This window comes from Pseudomonas sp. LjRoot277 (assembly GCF_964253845.1).
GTDB lineage: Bacteria > Pseudomonadota > Gammaproteobacteria > Pseudomonadales > Pseudomonadaceae > Aquipseudomonas.
Genome location: NZ_CAXURI020000001.1, coordinates 2,356,025 through 2,377,761, shown reverse-complemented (window position 1 = coordinate 2,377,761; position 21,737 = coordinate 2,356,025). Strand labels below are relative to the sequence as shown.

13 protein-coding genes, 2 tRNA genes, 3 rRNA genes and 5 pseudogenes are annotated in these 21,737 nt (G+C 58.5%); 7 read left to right on the top strand and 16 right to left on the bottom strand.

What is annotated here, in order from left to right:
- Window positions 1-24 precede the first annotated feature (24 nt).
- Window positions 25-951: a ribokinase gene (gene rbsK / locus ACSQ87_RS11250; RefSeq protein WP_223432714.1), complete on the bottom strand. Its 927-nt coding sequence runs from the start codon at window positions 949-951 to the stop codon at window positions 25-27.
- 303 nt (window positions 952-1,254) lie between these two features.
- On the opposite strand from rbsK, the gene ACSQ87_RS11245 reads away from it, so the two are divergent.
- Window positions 1,255-1,386, top strand: coding sequence for a hypothetical protein (locus tag ACSQ87_RS11245; protein ID WP_263288711.1), 132 nt, complete (start codon window positions 1,255-1,257; stop codon window positions 1,384-1,386).
- Window positions 1,387-1,498: 112 nt separating this feature from the next.
- A complete protein-coding gene (locus ACSQ87_RS11240; RefSeq protein ID WP_223432715.1) occupies window positions 1,499-2,455 on the top strand; it encodes an alpha/beta hydrolase in 957 nt (318 codons plus the stop codon).
- Window positions 2,456-2,458: 3 nt separating this feature from the next.
- Here ACSQ87_RS11240 and ACSQ87_RS11235 read toward each other — a convergent pair whose 3' ends face one another.
- Together ACSQ87_RS11235 and ACSQ87_RS11230 are read right to left on the bottom strand one after the other, a co-directional pair.
- On the bottom strand, window positions 2,459-4,273 hold the full coding sequence (locus tag ACSQ87_RS11235) for an ABC transporter ATP-binding protein (RefSeq protein ID WP_223432716.1): 1,815 nt from the start codon (window positions 4,271-4,273) through the stop codon (window positions 2,459-2,461).
- Entirely contained in the window at window positions 4,270-5,289 is a 1,020-nt protein-coding gene (locus tag ACSQ87_RS11230) for an AraC family transcriptional regulator (RefSeq protein WP_223432717.1), read from the bottom strand. The genes ACSQ87_RS11235 and ACSQ87_RS11230 overlap by 4 nt, the downstream gene beginning before the upstream one ends.
- A 165-nt stretch (window positions 5,290-5,454) precedes the next feature.
- Between ACSQ87_RS11230 and ACSQ87_RS11225 the strand changes: the two genes are divergently transcribed.
- The 4 genes from ACSQ87_RS11225 (at window position 5,455) to ACSQ87_RS11210 (ending at window position 8,050) form a co-directional block, all read left to right on the top strand.
- Window positions 5,455-6,306: a 3-hydroxybutyryl-CoA dehydrogenase gene (locus ACSQ87_RS11225; RefSeq protein WP_076030546.1), complete on the top strand. Its 852-nt coding sequence runs from the start codon at window positions 5,455-5,457 to the stop codon at window positions 6,304-6,306.
- Window positions 6,293-6,895, top strand: a complete 603-nt coding sequence (locus ACSQ87_RS11220) for a TetR/AcrR family transcriptional regulator (protein ID WP_223432718.1) — start codon at window positions 6,293-6,295, stop codon at window positions 6,893-6,895. The genes ACSQ87_RS11225 and ACSQ87_RS11220 overlap by 14 nt, the downstream gene beginning before the upstream one ends.
- A gap of 185 nt (window positions 6,896-7,080) precedes the next feature.
- Window positions 7,081-7,494, top strand: coding sequence for a VOC family protein (locus ACSQ87_RS11215; RefSeq protein WP_046048345.1), 414 nt, complete (start codon window positions 7,081-7,083; stop codon window positions 7,492-7,494).
- A gap of 127 nt (window positions 7,495-7,621) precedes the next feature.
- A complete protein-coding gene (locus tag ACSQ87_RS11210; protein ID WP_436273599.1) occupies window positions 7,622-8,050 on the top strand; it encodes a hypothetical protein in 429 nt (142 codons plus the stop codon).
- Between the two features lie 72 nt (window positions 8,051-8,122).
- Here the strand turns inward: ACSQ87_RS11210 and rrf are convergent.
- The 7 genes and pseudogenes from rrf to ACSQ87_RS11175 all read right to left on the bottom strand — a co-directional run bounded on the left by rrf (window position 8,123) and on the right by ACSQ87_RS11175 (window position 16,853).
- Window positions 8,123-8,238, bottom strand: a 5S ribosomal RNA gene (rrf, locus tag ACSQ87_RS11205).
- A 147-nt stretch (window positions 8,239-8,385) separates the two neighbouring features.
- Window positions 8,386-11,277: ribosomal RNA gene (locus ACSQ87_RS11200) — 23S ribosomal RNA — on the bottom strand.
- A 252-nt stretch (window positions 11,278-11,529) separates the two neighbouring features.
- Window positions 11,530-11,605: transfer RNA gene (locus ACSQ87_RS11195), tRNA-Ala, on the bottom strand.
- A gap of 27 nt (window positions 11,606-11,632) precedes the next feature.
- Window positions 11,633-11,709: transfer RNA gene (locus ACSQ87_RS11190), tRNA-Ile, on the bottom strand.
- An 82-nt stretch (window positions 11,710-11,791) separates the two neighbouring features.
- Window positions 11,792-13,330 (bottom strand): 16S ribosomal RNA (locus tag ACSQ87_RS11185).
- Together the 16S, 23S and 5S rRNA genes with 2 tRNA genes alongside form the textbook arrangement of a ribosomal RNA operon.
- Before the next feature lie 641 nt (window positions 13,331-13,971).
- Window positions 13,972-15,741, bottom strand: a pseudogene (locus ACSQ87_RS11180) (acetyl-CoA C-acetyltransferase).
- Window positions 15,742-15,798: 57 nt separating this feature from the next.
- Window positions 15,799-16,853: pseudogene (locus ACSQ87_RS11175) on the bottom strand (acyl-CoA dehydrogenase family protein).
- A gap of 108 nt (window positions 16,854-16,961) precedes the next feature.
- Here ACSQ87_RS11175 and ACSQ87_RS11170 point away from each other — a divergent pair.
- Window positions 16,962-17,732: an SDR family oxidoreductase gene (locus ACSQ87_RS11170; RefSeq protein WP_223433392.1), complete on the top strand. Its 771-nt coding sequence runs from the start codon at window positions 16,962-16,964 to the stop codon at window positions 17,730-17,732.
- A 228-nt stretch (window positions 17,733-17,960) separates the two neighbouring features.
- On the opposite strand, the gene ACSQ87_RS11165 is transcribed toward ACSQ87_RS11170, so the two are convergent.
- From ACSQ87_RS11165 to ACSQ87_RS11140, 6 genes and pseudogenes are all read right to left on the bottom strand, one after another.
- Window positions 17,961-18,155, bottom strand: coding sequence for a nuclear transport factor 2 family protein (locus ACSQ87_RS11165; protein ID WP_223433391.1), 195 nt, complete (start codon window positions 18,153-18,155; stop codon window positions 17,961-17,963).
- A complete protein-coding gene (locus ACSQ87_RS11160; protein WP_223433390.1) occupies window positions 18,156-19,358 on the bottom strand; it encodes an acetyl-CoA C-acyltransferase in 1,203 nt (400 codons plus the stop codon). It abuts the gene before it with no gap.
- 31 nt (window positions 19,359-19,389) lie between these two features.
- Window positions 19,390-19,848, bottom strand: a complete 459-nt coding sequence (locus tag ACSQ87_RS11155) for a MaoC family dehydratase (protein ID WP_223433389.1) — start codon at window positions 19,846-19,848, stop codon at window positions 19,390-19,392.
- Between the two features lie 2 nt (window positions 19,849-19,850).
- Window positions 19,851-20,264: pseudogene (locus tag ACSQ87_RS11150) on the bottom strand (SDR family oxidoreductase); the annotation flags it as partial.
- Window positions 20,265-20,346: 82 nt separating this feature from the next.
- Window positions 20,347-20,910 (bottom strand): annotated as a pseudogene (locus tag ACSQ87_RS11145) (acyl-CoA dehydrogenase family protein); the annotation flags it as partial.
- Window positions 20,899-21,536: pseudogene (locus ACSQ87_RS11140) on the bottom strand (acyl-CoA dehydrogenase family protein); the annotation flags it as partial. The pseudogenes ACSQ87_RS11140 and ACSQ87_RS11145, both read right to left, overlap by 12 nt.
- Window positions 21,537-21,737 lie beyond the last annotated feature (201 nt).

Below are 21,737 nucleotides of genomic sequence, written 5' to 3'. Positions count from 1 at the left end.
GTTGAGTGGTGAATCAGCTCGACGTCAGGCGTCGAGTTGGCGCTGGAATTCAGCGAATGCAGTGGCGTCCGGGTAGGACGTCTGGGTGCCAAGGCCCGTGACTGAGCAGGCGGAATACGCCACGGCCTGGGTCATGGCGGCGCGGATATCGCGGTCGCGACTCCAGTGATGAATGAAGCAACCGATGAAGGCGTCTCCTGCCCCGGTGGTGTCGCGCGCGGCAACACACAAACCGGGAATCTGAAACTCGCCCTCCTCGCCGACATACAGCGCGCCTTGCTGGCCGAGGGTCACGATGACGTGGCGGATGCCGCTGGCGACCAATGTCTGGGCGGCTTTATGGGCCATCTCCGGTGAGTCCACGGTCTGGCCGGTGATCAACGCCAGCTCGGACTCGTTGGGCACCAGGAAATCCAGTTGCGCCAGGTGTTCACGGCTCAAGCCCGACAAGGCCGGCGCCGGATTGAGCAACACCGGAATGTTGTGTGCGCGGCCGAACTCGATGGCGTAGTAAACGGTGTCGACGTTGATTTCGAGCTGCAGAACGATCAACGAGCACTCGCGCAACGCCTGCGCGGCCGCGTCGATATCCGCCGGTAGGAGATGTGCGTTGGCGCCTTTGACGATGAGGATGCTGTTGTGGGAGTCGGCCTGAACGAAGATCGGCGCCACCCCGCTGGACTCGCCGGGGACACGCTGCACGTAACGGGTGTCGATGCCAAAGTGCTGGAAGTTGGCCAGGGTGTTGTCGGCAAACAGGTCATCGCCGACCTTGGTGAGCATCAACACATCCGCCCCAAGCTTGGCGGCGGCAACCGCCTGATTGGCGCCCTTGCCGCCACAACCGAGGGCAAACCCCGGCGCTTCGAGCGTCTCGCCCTGGGCCGGCATGCGGTCGATGTAGGTGATCAGATCCACCATGTTGCTGCCGATGATTGCGATCTTGCTCATTGCTATTTCACCTTGAGGCGTTTTTATTTTGTTATTTAAATAACATTTTGTGTGATTACTCAATCTTTTTTGTTGCGTGGTGTATGAAGCAAAGACGAATGGCTTTGCGCACGGCTTTAAAGATGTGTGGGCAGGAACGACGCCATCGCGAGCAAGCTCGCTCCCACATTGAAATGCGTTCCCCTGTGGGAGCGAGCTTGCTCCGGGCGGCGTTCCGACGATGAGGCCCGAAGCAGCACCGCCGAAACCGGGACGAAGTGATATCATTGCGACACCACGCGTCGTGGCTATCACGGAGGATCCATGAAAAAACTATCTCTGCTTACCCTGCTCGTTATTCTTTGCACCAGCCCACTGATGGCCCAGGCATGCCCTAAAGGCACGCACCCCGTCGGCGGCACCGGCTCGCACCATAAAGGTGGCAGTTGCCAGTAAGTCATCGCCCGGCACTGCGCCGGGCCATTCATACGACTGTCGAATTTATCCCCACCGTTCCCCACGCTTCTGTTAAAACCCGAGCTTTCCTTTTCATCCTCCGGACCCCTGCATGTTTTCGAATGTGATGAGCCGCTTAAGCCGACGCTGGCTGCCGCTGCTGTGCATGGCCGTGCTACTCGTCGGCGTGCCGGTGAGCTGCGGCGTACTCAAGTACACAGAGCGCGAGCTGCTGTTTCGTATTGAGCCGGGCAACGCTGGCTGGTATCGCGGTCTGCCGCAGGACGTTCAGGAATTCGACATCAAGCCCGCCAGCTTCAAGGCCGGGCAAAGCCTGCATGCCTGGTGGTGGCCGGCCGCGCGTCGCGATGCGCCGTCGATCCTCTATCTGCATGGCGTGCGCTGGAACCTGACGGGCCAGGCGTTCCGCATCGAGCAATTGCGCGCCATGGGCTATTCGGTACTGGCCATCGACTACCGCGGGTTTGGCCAGAGTAAGGGTGATCTGCCATCGGAAGCCAGTGTTTACGAGGACGCGCGAGCCGCCTGGGAGCGCTTCATCCAGATGCAACCGGACGCCAACAAGCGCCTGATCTACGGCCACTCCCTCGGTGGCGCGGTGGCTATCGACCTGGCGGCAGACTTGGCCGCACAGGCGAAAAAGGACCATGGCGTGGTGCCGGTGCGCGGTCTGGTGATCGAGTCCACCTTCACCTCGCTGGGCGATGCCGTGGCGCAAGTGGCCGACAGCAACCTGCCAGTGAAATGGTTGCCGGTGCGCTGGCTGCTGTCGCAGAAATTCGATTCCATCGACAAGATCGTCGACATCAACATGCCGTTGCTGGTGGTTCATGGCTTGGCCGACCCGTTCATGCCATCGCGGTTCAGCCAGCAGTTGTTCAATGCCGCCAGCGAACCCAAGCGTCTGCTGTTGGTACCCGGCGGTACGCACAACAACAGCATGAGCCTGGGTGGTAGCCAGTATCGCCAGGCACTCGACGGCTTGATGAAAACAAAACCACCCCAGATGGCCGGCCCGACAGTGATGCGGGTTTCTCGGGAGTCTTGAGCGCTATCGGTAACCGCGGGCCTGCAAATCAAACAACTGCGCATAGCGCCCGCCCGCGGCCACCAGACTGTCGTGATCGCCCCGCTCAAGGATCGCGCCCTGGTCCAGCACGATGATGTGGTCGGCATTGCGCACACTGGAAAACCGGTGAGAGATCAGCAACGTCATCCGGCCTTCGGTGTGCTCACTGAAATGCTCAAACACCGCCGCTTCCGCCGCCGGGTCGAGTGCAGAAGTCGGCTCATCCAGAATCAGGATATCGGCGTTGCGCCGCATGTAGGCGCGTGACAACGCGATCTTCTGCCATTGCCCGCCGGACAGCTCCTGCCCCCCGGCGAACCACCGTCCCAATTGCGTGGCATACCCTCGATCCAGCCCTTCGATAAAGGGTGCGGCCATCCCCTCGGCGGCAGCGGCCTGCCAGCGCTGTTCATCGTTGAACGCCAGTGTGTCACCGACGCCGATGTTCTCGCCGACGGAGAATTGGTAGCGGATGTAATCCTGAAAAATCACCCCGATGCGCCGCCGCAGCGCGTCTTCTTCCCACGCTTGCAGATCGCTGCCGTCCAGCAGGATACGCCCCTGATCAGGACGGTACAGCCGCGTCAGTAATTTGATCAGCGTGGTCTTGCCCGAACCGTTCTCCCCCACCAGCGCCACACTGTGCCCGGGGACAAGGTGAAGATCGATGCCTTCCAGCGCGGCGCGACTGGCACCTGGATAACGGAAACCGACGTTCTCGAAACGCAGGCCATCGCCGGGGACCGCACCCACGGTGAGGCTGCCGGTATCCGCCACAACAGGCTCGGCAAGGTATTCATAAAGGCTGGAGAGGTAAAGGCCATCTTCGTAGAGACCGCTGATGGCACTCAGGCTGCTGCTCACCGCCGTCTGCCCCTGCTTGAACAACACCAGGTACATGGTCATCTGCCCGAGGCTGATATTGCCATGGACGGTATCGACCACGACCCAGGCATACGCCAGATAAAACGCGCCGGTGCCCAGTAGACCGAGGACAAATCCCCAGCCATCCCGACGTAGTGTCAGGCGCCGGTCTTCGGCATAGAGCCGAGCGAACGTCTCGCGATAACGCTTCAATAGCAGCGGCGCGAAACCGAACAATTTGACCTCTTTGATGTAGCCCTCGTGGGAGAGCAGCGTTTCGATGTAATTCTGTTGTCGACTCTCCGGCGCGCGGCGAGTGAACAGTCTGAAAGCATCACCGGAAAAATGCGCTTCGGCAAAGAATACCGGTAGTGCACCGACCACCAGCAGCACCAGTGCCCAAGGCGAAAAATGCACCAGCAACACGCCGAAGCTGATCAACACAATCAGGTTCTGGATCAGCCCCAACGACTTCATCACCAGCGCCAGCGGCCGGGTCGAAGCCTCGCGGCGCACCCGAACCAGCTTGTCGTAGAACTCGGAATTCTCGAACTGCACCAGCGATAACGTCTGGGCCTTCTCCAGAATCATCGTGTTGACCTTCTGCCCCAACTGCACCCGCAACAGCGATTGCTGGACCGACAGCGCCCGCTGAGTCCCGGACAGCAACGCGAGTACGCCCGCTTCAAACAGCACGTAACGCACAACCGGCCACAACGGCGCACTGCCCTGTTGTGCGTGCAACTGCATGGCGGTGACGACCGCATCGACGATACGTTGGCCTAACCAGGCCGCCAGCGCTGGAAGCACCCCGGCGATCAGCGTCGCCAGCACCAATCCCAGAAACAGTCCGCGAGACGTTGCCCAGACCAGCAGCAAGGCGCGTCTCGCCTGGTCGAGTAACGAGGTGAAACGATCAAGAACAGGGGTCACTCCGTGAGCTCCCCCTGATACCGGGCCCGATACCGTCCCGGACTTTCTCCCGTCCACTTCTTGAACGCCCGATGGAACGCACTCGGCTCCTGAAAGCCCAGCTGCTCGGCAATGTCACTGATGCTCGCTCGGCTCTTGCGCAGCTGTTCGAAGGCAACGCCACGCCGCACCTCGTCCTTGATCTCCTGATACGAACACCCTTCACGCTCCAGCTTTCGGCGGAAGGTGCTGGGGCTCAGGTGCTGTTCCAGGGCAAAGGCCTGCAAGGTCGGCCATTGGCTGTAATGGCTGTTACGCAGGCGCTGGTGGACCTGCGACGCCAGGCCGTGTTGATTGCGAAAACGGATCACCAGCCATTGCGGCGCGGTGCGCAAAAACACTTTCAGTGAGGCCAGATCCTGAACCACCGGCAGACGCAGATAGTGGCTGGCGAATTCGATTTCGGTGCGCTCCGCGCCAAAGGTCAGGTTCGGTCCCCAGAGCAAACGGTCATCGCTGAGCGACACACGTTCATGGCGAAAATCTGCGCGGTCGATGGGGATGCGCCGCCCACCCAGCCAGCAGAGCAGACTGATCATCAACACCAGGAACGTCTCCTCGCCCAAACGACTGACGTCGCTGTTTGGCGAGTGGTTCTGCAGGCTGATCACCGCACGTTTTCCGCGTACCGTCAGCGTGCCGCGAAAGTCGTGGAGGAATAGCGCGAAATTGGCCAGGCACTGGCGCATGGCTTTGTGCAGGTCAGGTTCCTGAATCAATGCCCGGCAGATCAGGGCGAAACCGCCCGGCGGCATGCCATGGGAGTCGAGCCCGAAGAACTCATCGTTGAGCTCGCGGATCTGGATCAGCCACAACGCCGCAAACGCACTCGCCGGTACACGCGCGGTGGGCTGCTCCATCAACGCCGGATCGATGCCGGCCTGTTCAAGCGCAGCCCTCTGACGTTGCGGATTGTTGCCCAGCCCATGGATCATTGCCTGCACGAAGTAGGCGGAAACCGAGTCCTTTTCCCGCATGTGAACGCTTCTCTCCCCATCACCCGAATGGCAAAAAACACCAGTGCCGTTGAACAGTTTCGGCATAGGACAACCGTCCCGCCGGCTCTAGACTCGCGGCCAATAGTACGCCTTCGGCCACTACGGCGGCCAAGGTATCGCGGGATTTGATCGGAAGGACAGAACATGAATCTGCAAAACATTGGCGTGATCGGCGCAGGCACCATGGGCAATGGCATTGCGCAAGTCTGCGCCTTGGCCGGTTTTAACGTGACCTTGCTCGACATCTCCGAGAGCGCCCTGCAAAAGGCCGTCGCGACCGTCGGCAAAAACCTCGATCGACAGGTTGCCAAGGAAACGCTGACGCAAGAGCAAAAGCTCGCCGCCCTCGACAAGATCCGCACCAGCACCGACTACAGCAACCTGCAGAACGTGCAACTGGTGATCGAAGCCGCGACCGAAAACCTCGAGCTGAAACTGCGCGTGCTGCAACAGATCGCCGCGCAGGTCAGCGACGATTGCGTGATTGCCTCCAACACGTCTTCGCTGTCCATCACCCAACTCGCGGCCAGCGTGAGCCAGCCTGAGCGGTTCATCGGTCTGCACTTCTTCAACCCGGTGCCGGTGATGGGCCTGATCGAGGTGATTCGCGGTTTGCAAACCAGCGACGCCACCCACGCCCTGGCGCTGGACATGGCGACCACTCTCGGCAAAACCGCGATCACCGCGGGCAACCGTCCGGGTTTCGTGGTCAACCGGATTCTGGTGCCGATGATCAACGAAGCGATCCTGGTGTTTCAGGAAGGCCTGGCCAGCGCCGAAGACATCGACGCAGGCATGCGCCTGGGCTGCAATCAGCCGATCGGGCCGTTGGCGTTGGCGGACCTGATCGGTCTGGACACCGTGCTGGCGATCCTCGAAGCCTTCTACGACGGCTTCAACGACAGCAAATACCGCCCTGCTCCACTGCTCAAGGAAATGGTCGCCGCCGGTTACCTGGGGCGCAAAACGGGGCGTGGCTTCCATGCCTATGCCTGAGCGTTGCTCGCGCTTTGCCGAGTACCGGGACAAGGTGCTGGAGCTGTTCGCCTGCAAGGGTTTCGGACAGGTTGGCATGCGTGAGCTCGCGACCTGCCTGGGGCTCGCTCCCGGCTCGTTGTATCACCATTACCCCAGCAAACAGCACTTGCTGCTCGACCTGATCGAAGAGTTCTACGAAGAGCTGTTGGCAACCTTGGGGCGGATCGAGCAAAAGGCGCCGGCAAAACGCGACAAACTCCATGCCCTTATCCGAGCGCATTTGAACCTGCATCAGGAGATGCCCTGGCATTTTCGTCTGGCAGAACGCGACAGCGGCTGCCTGAATGAAGAGCAACAGGAACGGGTTCGGCAGCTGCGCGAGCAATACGAGCGCAAATTGCTGCTGATGCTCGGGGCCCGGTCCCGCTTCAGTGAACAGGGTCTGTTGGCCGCCGGACATGCAATCGCAAACTTACTCAACAGCGCACCCGGCTGGTTGGCGCAACATTCACTGGATGAGCGAGAGCGCGTTGAGTTGTTGGAGTGTCTGGTGAGTGGAGCCATCGAACGTTTGCTACGCCCCGCGGCTCCACGGGCAGTAGCTTGAGGACCCAAGACCTTGGATCGTTACCTATGCGCCGGAAGCCATAAGCCACGCTGCTTCAATAGAAAAAACATCTAAACAATTCCTGCCAATCACGACATCTAACGCTTTGCTAATGGGAGCCCAATCACTGCGGCGCCGGAGGTGAATTCAGCCTCCCTCCGCTTCTTCGTTACCGGGAGCAAAGCATGAAAATCAATCCCTACCTGATCTTCAACGGCGACTGCAAAGCCGCCTTCACCTTCTATGCCCAAAGCCTGCCAGGCCAGATCGAAGTCATGATGACCTTCGGCGAAAGCCCCGCGCGCGAGCACTTTCCGACGGACTACCACAACCTGATCATCCACACCCGTCTGCTGGTGGGCGATCAGGCGATCATGGGCTCGGACACAACACCTGATCGCCCTACTGACGAAATGAGCGGCTGTTCGGTTTCGCTGAATGTCGACAGCATTGCGGAGGCTGAACGGGTCTTCGCTGCATTATCGGAAGACGGCAGCGTTCAAATGCCACTGGAAGCGACGTTCTGGGCAGCACGCTTCGGCATGTTGGTTGATCGGTTTGGTGTGTCGTGGATGGTGAATTGCGAAAAGGATCAGTGAAACTCACTTTCTCAAGGCATGAAAAAAGCCCAACCTGGAAAGGTTGGGCTTCTGGCAACTGCCGGGCTGTCTGCTACCGTCAACACGCTACCTCATACAGCGGCGGATTGTTCGGAGGAACCCCACCATGCCTGCCCATGACGTGCCTTGGTCCACTCGTTTCAAACTGTCACTGCTGGCCGGAGGACTCACCGCCACTCTGCTCACGCTGAGTGGGTGCGCTACCGTCGACGCCCAGACCACCGCCTATGTGGGTGTGGAGCATCCCGCACCGACGCTCGCCAGCGAGGTTGTGGTGCTGCGCACCGAGCCTCTTCGACCTCACGTCCGATTGGGTGAGGTGGTCATCGACGCGAGCGTCGAGCCTGCTCCCACCATCACTCAGGTAGAAGAAAAACTACGCGAAGAGTCCGCCAAGCTCGGCGGCAATGCCGTGGTGGTGGTCTACGACCATATCCAACCGGTGGGCGCCTATGTCAACGGGCCGCTTTGGGCTCGCGATGTAAAAACCATCGAAGGTCGGAAACTCAAAGGGATTGTGATCAAGTACCGGTAATGCCGCTCGCACTTTCCTGCGGGCAAAACAAAACCCCTACCTGCATACGCAGATAGGGGTTTCGGAATTTAATCTTGACGATGACCTACTCTCACATGGGGAAACCCCACACTACCATCGGCGATGCATCGTTTCACTGCTGAGTTCGGGATGGGATCAGGTGGTTCCAATGCTCTATGGTCGTCAAGAAATTCGGGTACTGAGCCGTCTTTCGACGTTTCAGCAAATTGGGTATGCAATAGATTTGTGTGTTGCGTTGCGAATTTTCGACTTGTGTCGTCTTCACACACCGCAATCTGGTGCCCTTTCAGGTCAGCAAATTGCTTGGGTGTTATATGGTCAAGCCTCACGGGCAATTAGTATTGGTTAGCTCAACGCCTCACAGCGCTTACACACCCAACCTATCAACGTCGTAGTCTTCGACGGCCCTTCAGGGGACTCAAGGTCCCAGTGAGATCTCATCTTGAGGCTAGTTTCCCGCTTAGATGCTTTCAGCGGTTATCTATTCCGAACATAGCTACCCGGCAATGCCACTGGCGTGACAACCGGAACACCAGAGGTTCGTCCACTCCGGTCCTCTCGTACTAGGAGCAGCCCCTCTCAAATCTCAAACGTCCACGGCAGATAGGGACCGAACTGTCTCACGACGTTCTAAACCCAGCTCGCGTACCACTTTAAATGGCGAACAGCCATACCCTTGGGACCGGCTTCAGCCCCAGGATGTGATGAGCCGACATCGAGGTGCCAAACACCGCCGTCGATATGAACTCTTGGGCGGTATCAGCCTGTTATCCCCGGAGTACCTTTTATCCGTTGAGCGATGGCCCTTCCATACAGAACCACCGGATCACTAAGACCTACTTTCGTACCTGCTCGACGTGTCTGTCTCGCAGTCAAGCGCGCTTTTGCCTTTATACTCTACGACCGATTTCCGACCGGTCTGAGCGCACCTTCGTACTCCTCCGTTACTCTTTAGGAGGAGACCGCCCCAGTCAAACTACCCACCATACACTGTCCTCGATCCGGATAACGGACCTGAGTTAGAACCTCAAAGTTGCCAGGGTGGTATTTCAAGGTTGGCTCCACGCGAACTGGCGTCCACGCTTCAAAGCCTCCCACCTATCCTACACAAGCAAATTCAAAGTCCAGTGCAAAGCTATAGTAAAGGTTCACGGGGTCTTTCCGTCTAGCCGCGGATACACTGCATCTTCACAGCGATTTCAATTTCACTGAGTCTCGGGTGGAGACAGCGCCGCCATCGTTACGCCATTCGTGCAGGTCGGAACTTACCCGACAAGGAATTTCGCTACCTTAGGACCGTTATAGTTACGGCCGCCGTTTACCGGGGCTTCGATCAAGAGCTTCGCGTTAGCTAACCCCATCAATTAACCTTCCGGCACCGGGCAGGCGTCACACCCTATACGTCCACTTTCGTGTTTGCAGAGTGCTGTGTTTTTAATAAACAGTCGCAGCGGCCTGGTATCTTCGACCGGCATGGGCTTACGCAGTAAATGCTTCACCCTCACCGGCGCACCTTCTCCCGAAGTTACGGTGCCATTTTGCCTAGTTCCTTCACCCGAGTTCTCTCAAGCGCCTTGGTATTCTCTACCCAACCACCTGTGTCGGTTTGGGGTACGGTTCCTGGTTACCTGAAGCTTAGAAGCTTTTCTTGGAAGCATGGCATCAACCACTTCGTCACCCAAAGGGTAACTCGTCATCAGCTCTCGGCCTTAGAATCCCGGATTTACCTAAGATTCCAGCCTACCACCTTAAACTTGGACAACCAACGCCAAGCTGGCCTAGCCTTCTCCGTCCCTCCATCGCAATAACCAGAAGTACAGGAATATTAACCTGTTTTCCATCGACTACGCTTTTCAGCCTCGCCTTAGGGACCGACTAACCCTGCGTCGATTAACGTTGCGCAGGAAACCTTGGTCTTTCGGCGTGGGTGTTTTTCACACCCATTGTCGTTACTCATGTCAGCATTCGCACTTCTGATACCTCCAGCAAGCTTCTCAACTCACCTTCACAGGCTTACAGAACGCTCCTCTACCGCATCACCTAAGTGATACCCGTAGCTTCGGTGTATGGTTTGAGCCCCGTTACATCTTCCGCGCAGGCCGACTCGACTAGTGAGCTATTACGCTTTCTTTAAAGGGTGGCTGCTTCTAAGCCAACCTCCTAGCTGTCTAAGCCTTCCCACATCGTTTCCCACTTAACCATAACTTTGGGACCTTAGCTGACGGTCTGGGTTGTTTCCCTTTTCACGACGGACGTTAGCACCCGCCGTGTGTCTCCCATGCTCGGCACTTGTAGGTATTCGGAGTTTGCATCGGTTTGGTAAGTCGGGATGACCCCCTAGCCGAAACAGTGCTCTACCCCCTACAGTGATACATGAGGCGCTACCTAAATAGCTTTCGAGGAGAACCAGCTATCTCCGAGCTTGATTAGCCTTTCACTCCGATCCACAGGTCATCCGCTAACTTTTCAACGGTAGTCGGTTCGGTCCTCCAGTTAGTGTTACCCAACCTTCAACCTGCCCATGGATAGATCGCCCGGTTTCGGGTCTATTCCCAGCGACTAGACGCCCTATTAAGACTCGCTTTCGCTACGCCTCCCCTATTCGGTTAAGCTCGCCACTGAAAATAAGTCGCTGACCCATTATACAAAAGGTACGCAGTCACCCAACAAAGTGGGCTCCCACTGCTTGTACGCATACGGTTTCAGGATCTATTTCACTCCCCTCTCCGGGGTTCTTTTCGCCTTTCCCTCACGGTACTAGTTCACTATCGGTCAGTCAGTAGTATTTAGCCTTGGAGGATGGTCCCCCCATATTCAGACAAAGTTTCTCGTGCTCCGTCCTACTCGATTTCATGACCAAGAGATTTTCGCGTACAGGGCTATCACCCACTATGGCCGCACTTTCCAGAGCGTTCCGCTAATCTCAAAGCCACTTAAGGGCTAGTCCCCGTTCGCTCGCCACTACTAAGGGAATCTCGGTTGATTTCTTTTCCTCAGGGTACTTAGATGTTTCAGTTCCCCTGGTTCGCCTCTTAAGCCTATGTATTCAGCTTAAGATAACCATCTTATGATGGCTGGGTTCCCCCATTCAGACATCTCCGGATCAAAGTCTGTTTGCCGACTCCCCGAAGCTTTTCGCAGGCTACCACGTCTTTCATCGCCTCTGACTGCCAAGGCATCCACCGTATGCGCTTCTTCACTTGACCATATAACCCCAAGCAATCTGGTTATACTGTGAAGACGACATTCGCCGAAAATTCGCATGCATTGCTCAATTAAGAGCTACTCACAAATTTTACCTTAGCCTGATCCGTTACCAGTGAAAGTAACGTCCAGTCTATCTTTCTATCACATACCCAAATTTTTAAAGAACGATCTAGCCAAAGACTAGAAATCAACATTCACCATCATCACGATGGAATGCTCATTTCTAAGCTTTCAACAAACAGAAGCAGTAGTGGTGGAGCCAAACGGGATCGAACCGTTGACCTCCTGCGTGCAAGGCAGGCGCTCTCCCAGCTGAGCTATGGCCCCGTATTTCTACAGGTTCCCACACAAAATTGGTGGGTCTGGGCAGATTCGAACTGCCGACCTCACCCTTATCAGGGGTGCGCTCTAACCAACTGAGCTACAGACCCAATTTCGGGCTGCTTCTTATCGTCTTCTTCAATGAATCAAGCAATTCGTGTGGGAACTTATGGAGCAGCTGATGTCGTCGATTAAGGAGGTGATCCAGCCGCAGGTTCCCCTACGGCTACCTTGTTACGACTTCACCCCAGTCATGAATCACACCGTGGTAACCGTCCTCCCGAAGGTTAGACTAGCTACTTCTGGTGCAACCCACTCCCATGGTGTGACGGGCGGTGTGTACAAGGCCCGGGAACGTATTCACCGCGACATTCTGATTCGCGATTACTAGCGATTCCGACTTCACGCAGTCGAGTTGCAGACTGCGATCCGGACTACGATCGGTTTTCTGGGATTAGCTCCACCTCGCGGCTTGGCAACCCTCTGTACCGACCATTGTAGCACGTGTGTAGCCCAGGCCGTAAGGGCCATGATGACTTGACGTCATCCCCACCTTCCTCCGGTTTGTCACCGGCAGTCTCCTTAGAGTGCCCACCATTACGTGCTGGTAACTAAGGACAAGGGTTGCGCTCGTTACGGGACTTAACCCAACATCTCACGACACGAGCTGACGACAGCCATGCAGCACCTGTCTCAATGTTCCCGAAGGCACTCCGCTATCTCTAGCAGATTCATTGGATGTCAAGGCCTGGTAAGGTTCTTCGCGTTGCTTCGAATTAAACCACATGCTCCACCGCTTGTGCGGGCCCCCGTCAATTCATTTGAGTTTTAACCTTGCGGCCGTACTCCCCAGGCGGTCAACTTAATGCGTTAGCTGCGCCACTAAGAGCTCAAGGCTCCCAACGGCTAGTTGACATCGTTTACGGCGTGGACTACCAGGGTATCTAATCCTGTTTGCTCCCCACGCTTTCGCACCTCAGTGTCAGTATCAGTCCAGGTGGTCGCCTTCGCCACTGGTGTTCCTTCCTATATCTACGCATTTCACCGCTACACAGGAAATTCCACCACCCTCTACCATACTCTAGCTTGTCAGTTTTGAATGCAGTTCCCAGGTTGAGCCCGGGGATTTCACATCCAACTTAACAAACCACCTACGCGCGCTTTACGCCCAGTAATTCCGATTAACGCTTGCACCCTCTGTATTACCGCGGCTGCTGGCACAGAGTTAGCCGGTGCTTATTCTGTCGGTAACGTCAAAACACTAACGTATTAGGTTAATGCCCTTCCTCCCAACTTAAAGTGCTTTACAATCCGAAGACCTTCTTCACACACGCGGCATGGCTGGATCAGGCTTTCGCCCATTGTCCAATATTCCCCACTGCTGCCTCCCGTAGGAGTCTGGACCGTGTCTCAGTTCCAGTGTGACTGATCATCCTCTCAGACCAGTTACGGATCGTCGCCTTGGTGAGCCATTACCTCACCAACTAGCTAATCCGACCTAGGCTCATCTGATAGCGCAAGGCCCGAAGGTCCCCTGCTTTCTCCCGTAGGACGTATGCGGTATTAGCGTCCGTTTCCGAGCGTTATCCCCCACTACCAGGCAGATTCCTAGGCATTACTCACCCGTCCGCCGCTCGCCACCAGGTACAAGTACCCGTGCTGCCGCTCGACTTGCATGTGTTAGGCCTGCCGCCAGCGTTCAATCTGAGCCATGATCAAACTCTTCAGTTCAAACATCTTTGGGTTTTTAAGAAACCCTAAACTTGGCTCAGCAATCGTTGGTTACATCTTTGATTTCTCGCGGAGTAACTTGTGATGCTGATAATCTTGTTGACTATCAGTCTGACTCCACAAGCACCCACACGAATTGCTTGATTCAGTTGTTAAAGAGCGGTTGGTTAAGATCTTTCGTCTCAACCGAGGCGCGCATTCTACAGCAGCCTCTGTTGCTGTCAAGCGGTTATTTTTCGAAGTTTTCAAAGTTTCCTTTGCAACTTCAACCACTTGCGCTTGCGATCTCTCGCTAGCGGGAGGCGAATTCTACAGCGTTACTCGCTGCTGTCAACACCTCTTTTGTTCCGCTTTCGACCGAGAAGATCGAATCGTCAATCAAGCTAAACCACCCTGCCTGACCGACTCCTTCTGGGCTTCGATGACCTGAAGCAACTCGCTGCCGAAAACTGCGTAACTCATTGTTTACCAAGGAGTTTTCCGTTTCGACTGCGCCGGAAGTGGGGCGAATTATAGACTTCCTGAATCTGCCGTCAACCCTTAATTACGCTTTTCTATCAAACACTTGCAGAACGCCGGAAAACAGCCCGTTTCCTCTATATATAGAAGGATTGGAAATCCCGAAGTCCCGGGCGGCCCAATCAGCTGCCGTACACTTTCGCCGCAGGCACCGCCCGGGCCATCAATTGCTCTACCGCCGGCCCCACCTCTCCCACCGCCCAACGCCCTTGCCTGTCCAGTTCCGGACCTCTACGCCAGCCGTCGGCAATCGACAACTTGCCGCCCTCGACTTCGAACATCTGCCCGTTCACCGCACTGGACGCTTGCGAGCCGAGCCAGACCACCAGCGGCGCAACGTTTTCCGGAGCGAAGTAGTCGAAGCCCTCTTCGGGTCTTTTCATGGTATCGGCGAACACTTGCTCGGTCATTCCGGTGCGCGCGGCCGGGGCCAGGGCGTTGACGGTTATGCCATAGCGACCCAGTTCGGCTGCCTGCACCAGCGTCTACGCAGCGATACCGGCCTTGGCAGCGGCATAGTTGGACTGGCCGATGGAGCCCTGCAAACCTGCCCCGGAACTTGTATTGATGATCCGCGCACTCAGCTGCGCACCTCCCTTGGCCTGCTCGCGCCAGTAACGCGCGGCATGGCTGGCGATACAGAAGTGGCCTTTGAGGTGCACGGCCACCACCGCATCCCAGTCGGCTTCGGTGAGGCTGGTGAACATGCGGTCGCGGCAGATGCCGGCGTTGTTGACCACCACGTCCAGACCGCCGAAGGTTTCGATGGCCTGGCGCACGATCAACGCCGCATCGTCGTAGCGGGTGATGTCGTTGCTGTTGGCCTGGCCGCTGCCTTCGCACATGGTCTGCAAACCGAAGCGTCTCCCGCTGCGCTCCAGTTCATGCAACAGCGTGCACATCAACCGGGTGCCGGTCGCGCCCAGTGGATGGCCGAGGGCAATCGCCCCGCCGTTGACGTTGGTCTGTTCATGGGGATAACCCGTCTCCTTGAGCCAGGCCATCGCGACCGAGGCGAAGGCTTCGTTGATCTCCACCCGTTCGATGTCTTCCAGCTTCATCCCGGCTCGCTTGAGTACATAAGCGGTGGCCGGGATGGGTGCGGTGAGCATCCAGATCGGGTCTGCGGCGCGCACGCTGAGGTGGTGGATACGCGCGCGCGGTGTCAGTCCGTAGCGTTTGAGTGCTGTTTCAGAAACGATCAACATCGCGCTGGCCGCGTCGCAGCCAAACAGAACGTCCAGTTCGGCCATTTTCGCCAGGCTGGTCTGGCGCGGTGTTTCGTCGTGCACGACCCCGGCCAGTGGCACGATTTCCCGGTTGAACCGCCCTTGCTCAATGGCCTGCAATGCCCGCTGATGGGACTCCAGTGAATAGGCTTCCAGTTGTTCGCGGGACAACCCCCACTTCTCGGCAATCATCTGCGCCGAACGAAATTGAATTGGCGGTTGTGCGCCATAGCGCCGGACCCAACCTTCGGAGCCGCTGAACGGGTCACTGAAGCCCAGCGGTTCGGCAGCGATCATCGCCGAGGAAATTGGAATCTGGGTCATGGTTTGCACGCCGCCGGCGACGACCACATCCTGGGTGCCGCTCATCACCGCTTGGGCGGCAAAGTGCACCGCTTGCTGGGACGAACCGCACTGGCGATCGATGGTGGTGCCGGGGACCGCCTCCGACAGGCCGGCGGCCAGCCAACTGGTGCGGGCAATGTCCCCGGCCTGCGGGCCGATGGTGTCGACACAGCCGAAGATCACGTCGTCGTAATCGTCATCGGGGATGTCGTTGCGCTCGACCAGCGCACGCGAGACGCGGGCGCCCAGATCGGCGGCGTGAATCTGGCTCAAACCACCTTTGCGCCGCCCGGTGGGCGTACGCAGGGCGTCGACAATTTAGGCTTCAGGCATGGTGTACCTCGAGGTAAATGTTGACGTCAGGCACAGTCGTCGTCAGAAAGTTTTTCCAGCACCCAGTGCTGGATTGCCGTCGAACAACGCCGCGCGGATTCGCCCTTTATGATGACCACGATCCCCCCAGGCCTTGTCCAACGCCCAGGCGCGTTTCATGAACAAGTGCAGGTCGACTTCCCAGGTGTAACCCATGGCGCCATGGGCCTGAATGATGTTTTTTGCGGCGAGCATGGCTGCGTCCGAAGTTGCCAACTTGGCATGGGACACCAGCACTTCTTGTCCCGGTTGCTGCTCGGCCACTGCGTAGGCCGCGCGATACAGCGGCCCTTTGGCGAACTCGATCTGCACCGCGACGTTGGCCATCAAATGCTTGACCGCCTGAAACGAGCCCACCGGCTACCGAACTGCTTGTGCTCGAAGGTGTAATCCACCGCGAGGTCGACCATGCGCTTGGCCAGCCCCAACAACTGCGCAGCACTGCCGAGAGCGCCACGGTTGAACGCAGAGGTCCATAAACGACAGCCCTGTTCACCGCTGGCCACGCAAGTGGCAGGCGTCGGCGTCCAGTCGACCTGAAACAACTGACGACTGGGATCGACCGACACATTGCGGGTCAGGCGCACCGCGCCAGATTCGACCGCATGCACCTCATCGCCATGAGCCAGCAACAGCAAATCGGCGACATGAGCATCGCTGACCAGCGGGTTACCCGGTTCGGCAATCGCCAGTCGCGCGCGGCCTTGCGCAACGCGCGTCAGCCAGTGCTGTTTGAGTACCGCGTGGCTTTCATCAAGGGCGGCGAGCAACGGCACGCCGATCAGCATCGTGTCCACCAGCGGTTCGGGCAGGCCGGCATAATCACATTCCTGAGCGAGCAGAATGAAGTCCAGCTCATTCATGCCCATCCCGTCTTGCTCTTCGGGAACGGTCAGCGAGGTCAAGCCCAACTCCACCAATTGGGCCTAGAGCTGATCGCTGCGCCCGCTGTCGCTGAGCCACAATTCGCGAATACGCTCCGGGGTGACCTCGTTGATCAGAAAACTTCTGACGTTGTCCTGGAACAGCAATTGGTCGCGGCTGAAACTAAAGTCCATGGTCTATTCCTGACAGGACTACGCTGCCCTAGTCTTTTCGGACGTTGGCTGCCGGGTGCCACGCACCTAGCATCGACAGCATTCCCGAGCGACAGAGCGAGGCATCCCATGCTTGATCCGATGGACTTTCGCGGCAAAGTGGTACTGGTCACCGGCGGTGGCAAGGGGGTCGGTCGCGGCATCAGTCAGCGTTTTCTCGACTGTGGTGCCGACGTGGTGATCTGCGGTCGCGAAGCACCGGACACCCTGCCTGCCAGAGCTGGGCGCGAGGCGCTGTTTCTGCCCTGCGACCTGCGGGATGTCGAGCAGTCCGGCCGGTTGATCGACAGTATCGTCGAGCGTTTCGGTCGCCTCGATGTATTGGTCAACAATGCCGGCGGCTCACCGAATGCCGACGCGGCCAGCACCTCGCCACGTTTTAGCGAAGCGATCATCCGCCTTAACCTGTTGGCGCCGCTGAATCTCTGTCAGCAGGCCAATCAGGTGATGCAGGCGCAAGCCGACGGTGGCGCAATCATCAATATTTGCAGCGTCAGCGCGACGCGTCCCTCGCCGGGCACTGCCGCTTATGGTGCAGCCAAGGCCGGGTTGCTGAACCTGACCGGTTCGCTGGCGGTGGAATGGGCGCCCAAGGTGCGGGTCAACGCTGTGACGGCCGGGTTGATTCTCACCGAGCAGGCGGCCATGCATTATGGCGATCAGGCGGGCATTACCCGGGTGGCGGCGACCATCCCGCTGCAACGCCTGGCGGCTCCGGAAGACATCGGCGATACCTGTCTGTATCTGGCATCAACGCTGGCACATTATGTCAGCGGCGCGGACATCACCGTGCACGGCGGTGGCGAACGCCCGGCGTTTCTCGATGCAGCGCAATCCTGAAAAGATCGCAGGCTGCACCAGCTCCTACAGGGAATCGTCTCAGGGCTGCGGGCCCAGGTTGACCTCGCTCCAATAGGCTTTCATCGAGCGAATCTTGCCGTCCGCATTGAATTCCATCACATCGATCACATGAAGCGAACACGGTTGCCCGGCCCATTCCAAATCGACCCGAAACTGCATCGCTCCACAACCGTTGAGTGTCGCCCGAACCGGGCCGGTCAGGGTCGCCTAGACTTTGCTCGCGCCCAGCCCTTCGCGGTAGAAGCGTTCGATGGCGACAAGGCCCCGAATCGGCGGTTGGCCGACGGGGTCTTCGACTACCGCGTCCTGACCATACAGCGCGACGATCGCGTCGATGTCACCGGCATCCACCAATTCCACATGACGCGCCATGGTCGCTTGAACCTGTTGTGCACTGACCATTCAGACCACCTCGAACAGTGCGGCGGCACCCATGCCGCCACCGATGCACATACTCACCACCACGTAACGCAATCCACGGCGCTGCCCCTCGACCAACGCGTGACCGACCATCCGCGCACCGGACATACCGAAAGGATGGCCCACCGAAATTGCACCGCCGTTGACGTTCATGTGTTCAGCGGGAATGCCCAGGGTGTCGCGGCAATACAGCACCTGACAGGCAAACGCCTCGTTCAACTCCCAGAGGCCAATGTGGTCCACGGTCAGGCCATGGCGCTTGAGCAGTTTCGGGATGGCGTAGACCGGGCCGACGCCCATCTCGTCGGAGTTGCAGCCGGCGACCGCCATGCCGCGATAAATCCCCAGCGGCTCCAGGCCACGTTTCTCGGCCAATTTGGCACTCATCAACACCGAGGCCGAAGCACCGTCGGACAGTTGCGAGGCGTTGCCGGCCGTGATGAAGCGGCCCTTTTCACTCCACTGACCGCCCGGCCACACCGGTTCCAGCGCACTCAGGCTTTCGCGGGTGGTGTCGATGCGGTTGCACTCATCGCGAAGCAAGGTGACGGATTCGTAGCGGGTTTCGCCACTGGCCTTGTCGAAGATCGCCTTCCGGCTGGTCAGCGGCGCAAGTTCACGGTCGAACAATCCATTACTCTGGGCCAGCGCGGTACGCACCTGGCTCTGATAGCTGTATTCGTCCTGTTCCTCGCGGGTAATCCCGTAGCGTGCGGAGACGATCTCGCCGGTTTCGATCATTGGGATATAAGCGTGCGGATCCAGCTCGATCACCGAGCCTGACTGATTGCGGTACAGGTTCTTGTGCTTGTTCTGCACCAGCGAAATCGACTCCAGGCCACCGGCCACGGCAATGTCGATTTCGTCGCACATGATGCCTTTGGCGGCCATGCCAATGCTCATCAGCCCCGATGAGCATTGGCGTTCGACCGCCATCCCGGCGACCGAGGTCGGCAAGCCGCCGGCAATCGCGCACAGACGCCCCAAGTTATAAGACTGCGTGCCCTGCTGCGCTGCCGCACCGATGATCACATCGTCCACTTCGCCCGGCTCGATGCCGGCGCGACGCACGGCTTCGCGCACCACATGGCCGCCGAGCTGCGGGGCGTCGGTGTCATTGAATGCACCGCGAAAGGCTTTGCCGATCGGGGTACGTGCGGTCGAAACGATGACGGCTTCTTTCATGCTGGATTCCTCGAATGTTCTGCTAAAGGGTTCACGCGGGGTAGTAACGGCTGATGGTGTCGACCACACAGCCGGGACGTTCCTCGCCATCGATGTCGACGCTGACGCGAATGGTCGCCTGAACGCCGCCCTTGACCTCCTCGACCGCCATCAATTGCGCACTGCCGCGCACCCGCGAGCCAACACGCACCACCGTGGGAAAACGCACCCGCTCGCAGCCATAATTGACACCCATGGCAATGCCGCGCACCTCGACGATCTGCGGTAAAAACAGATTGACCAACGCCAGGCTCAGATAGCCATGGGCGATGCAGGCGCCGAAGGGACCGCTGGCTGCTTTGAGCGGATCGACGTGAATCCACTGGTGATCACCGGTCGCCTCGGCGAACCTGTCGATGCGGTCCTGCGCAAGCACCAGCCAGTCGCTGACGCCCAACACCTCTCCCACCGCATCGTGCAAGGCGAGGGGCGTGTCGAAAATACGTGCCATGTTCACGCCCTCTGACTGGAAACCGACAACACTTCGCCGGTCATGTAAGAACTGTAGTCGCTGGCCAGAAACATCATCACGTTGGCCACTTCCCAAACCTCGGCGGCACGACCAAACGCCTCGTTGGCGGCGAGTTGATCAAGCACCGCCTGAGGGGCGGACTTACGCAGGAAATCGTGCAACGCAATGCTCGGGCTCACCGCGTTGATGCGGATTCCGTAGTCGGCGGCCTCGACCGCGGCGCAACGGGTCAACGCCATGACCCCGGCCTTGGCCGCGGCGTAGTGCGACTGCTCTTTCTGTGCCCGCCAGCCCAGCACCGAAGCATTGTTGACGATGACCCCGGCACGCCGCTCGATCATCTTCGGCAACATCGCACGGGTCATGCGCATGGTGCCGGTGAGCGTCACATCGAGGGGACCGTGATCAGCACCGACTTGTCACGCAACAGGCCGTGACCTGCAACATAGTTGGGAACAGACATGGAAAACTCCTTGGTCAGGTGCACAGGCGCGGTTCTTTGGGCATTCCCAGGGCGCGCTCGGCGATGATGTTGCGCTGGATCTCGTTGCTGCCGCCGTAGAGGGTGTCGGCGCGACTGAACAGGTACAGCGATTGCAAACGGGCGAGTTGATAGGGCGCGGCTTCCAGCAGTTCCGCCTCGGCAACGAGGACGTCCATCGCCAGCTTGCCGAGGCTGGCGTGCCAGGTGGACCAGAACAGTTTGTAGATGGTCGCTTCCTTGCACAGCGAACCGTCCTGGCTACCTGACAGCATGCGCAGCGAGTTGTAGCGCATGATCCGCAGCCCGCTCCAGGCTTCGGCCAGGCGCTGGCGCAGGATCGGGTCGCGCGCGGCAATGGTCGGTCCGGCCAGCCCTTCGCCGATATGCCCCATGCGTCCCGGGCCGCCAGCGCGGGCGTACTCTTCGTGGAAAATCACCTGCTGGCTGATCGACAGACCTCGCCCACCGTGCTCCGGCGCCCAGCCCACACACGTCCAGCCACCCTCTGCGAGTTTGCGCTCCCAGGCTTTGCGTTCCTCGGGAAACATATGCTCGTCAAGAATCGCTACGGCAATGCGCTCTCGATGCCAGGCAGGTGCGCCGAGAAAGCTTTCGCTGGCGCGAGCACGTTTGAAGTAGAGGTGCGGATCGTATTCCCAAGTGAAACCAACGCCGCCGTGCAACTGGATCGACTCGGATGCACAGTGGAAATAGGTTTCAGAGCACTGCGCCTTGGCCAGCGCCGCCGCCAGCGACCGCTCGGCGGCCACCTGCGGATCGCCTTCAGGATCGAGGACTTCCTGGGCCACGCAGGCCGCGTAATAGCTGGCCGAACGTGCGCATTCGACCTGCAGCATCATGTCGGCGGCACGGTGTTTGAGCGCCTGAGCGCGGGTGTGGCCATGCAGGCGGTGGCGAAAAACGGCGAACACAGCAAGCGCCGGCCCATCTGTTCCAGCAAAATCGACAGCTCGACAAAGCCCAGTCCCAGGCCGCCGTACGCTTCGGGAATATGAATCGCCGGCCAGTACATTTCGCGGCACAGGCGCTGCCAGAGCGCCTCCTCAAAACCTCGCTCGCTGACCATCGTCGCTCGTACGGCGGCAGAATCCGAGACATCGGCGAGAAAACCCTCGGCCGATGCGCGGATCATTTCCTGTTCGTCGCTGAATGCAAACTCCATCGCGGCGCCTTCTGCTCGTTAGGCGGGGCACACATGAAGCGACACCCCTCTGGCCTTCGAGTTTGGTGCCAGCGGCACACGAGAGAATCGTCAGGGCTGCCTAGTCTGATTGGGCGATGTCGAGGCCGATCCGCCGAGGAAGGAATGGAATGAGCCCATCCATCAGCCTTTAACTGGCCATCCAAAACCTGCACAATTGCC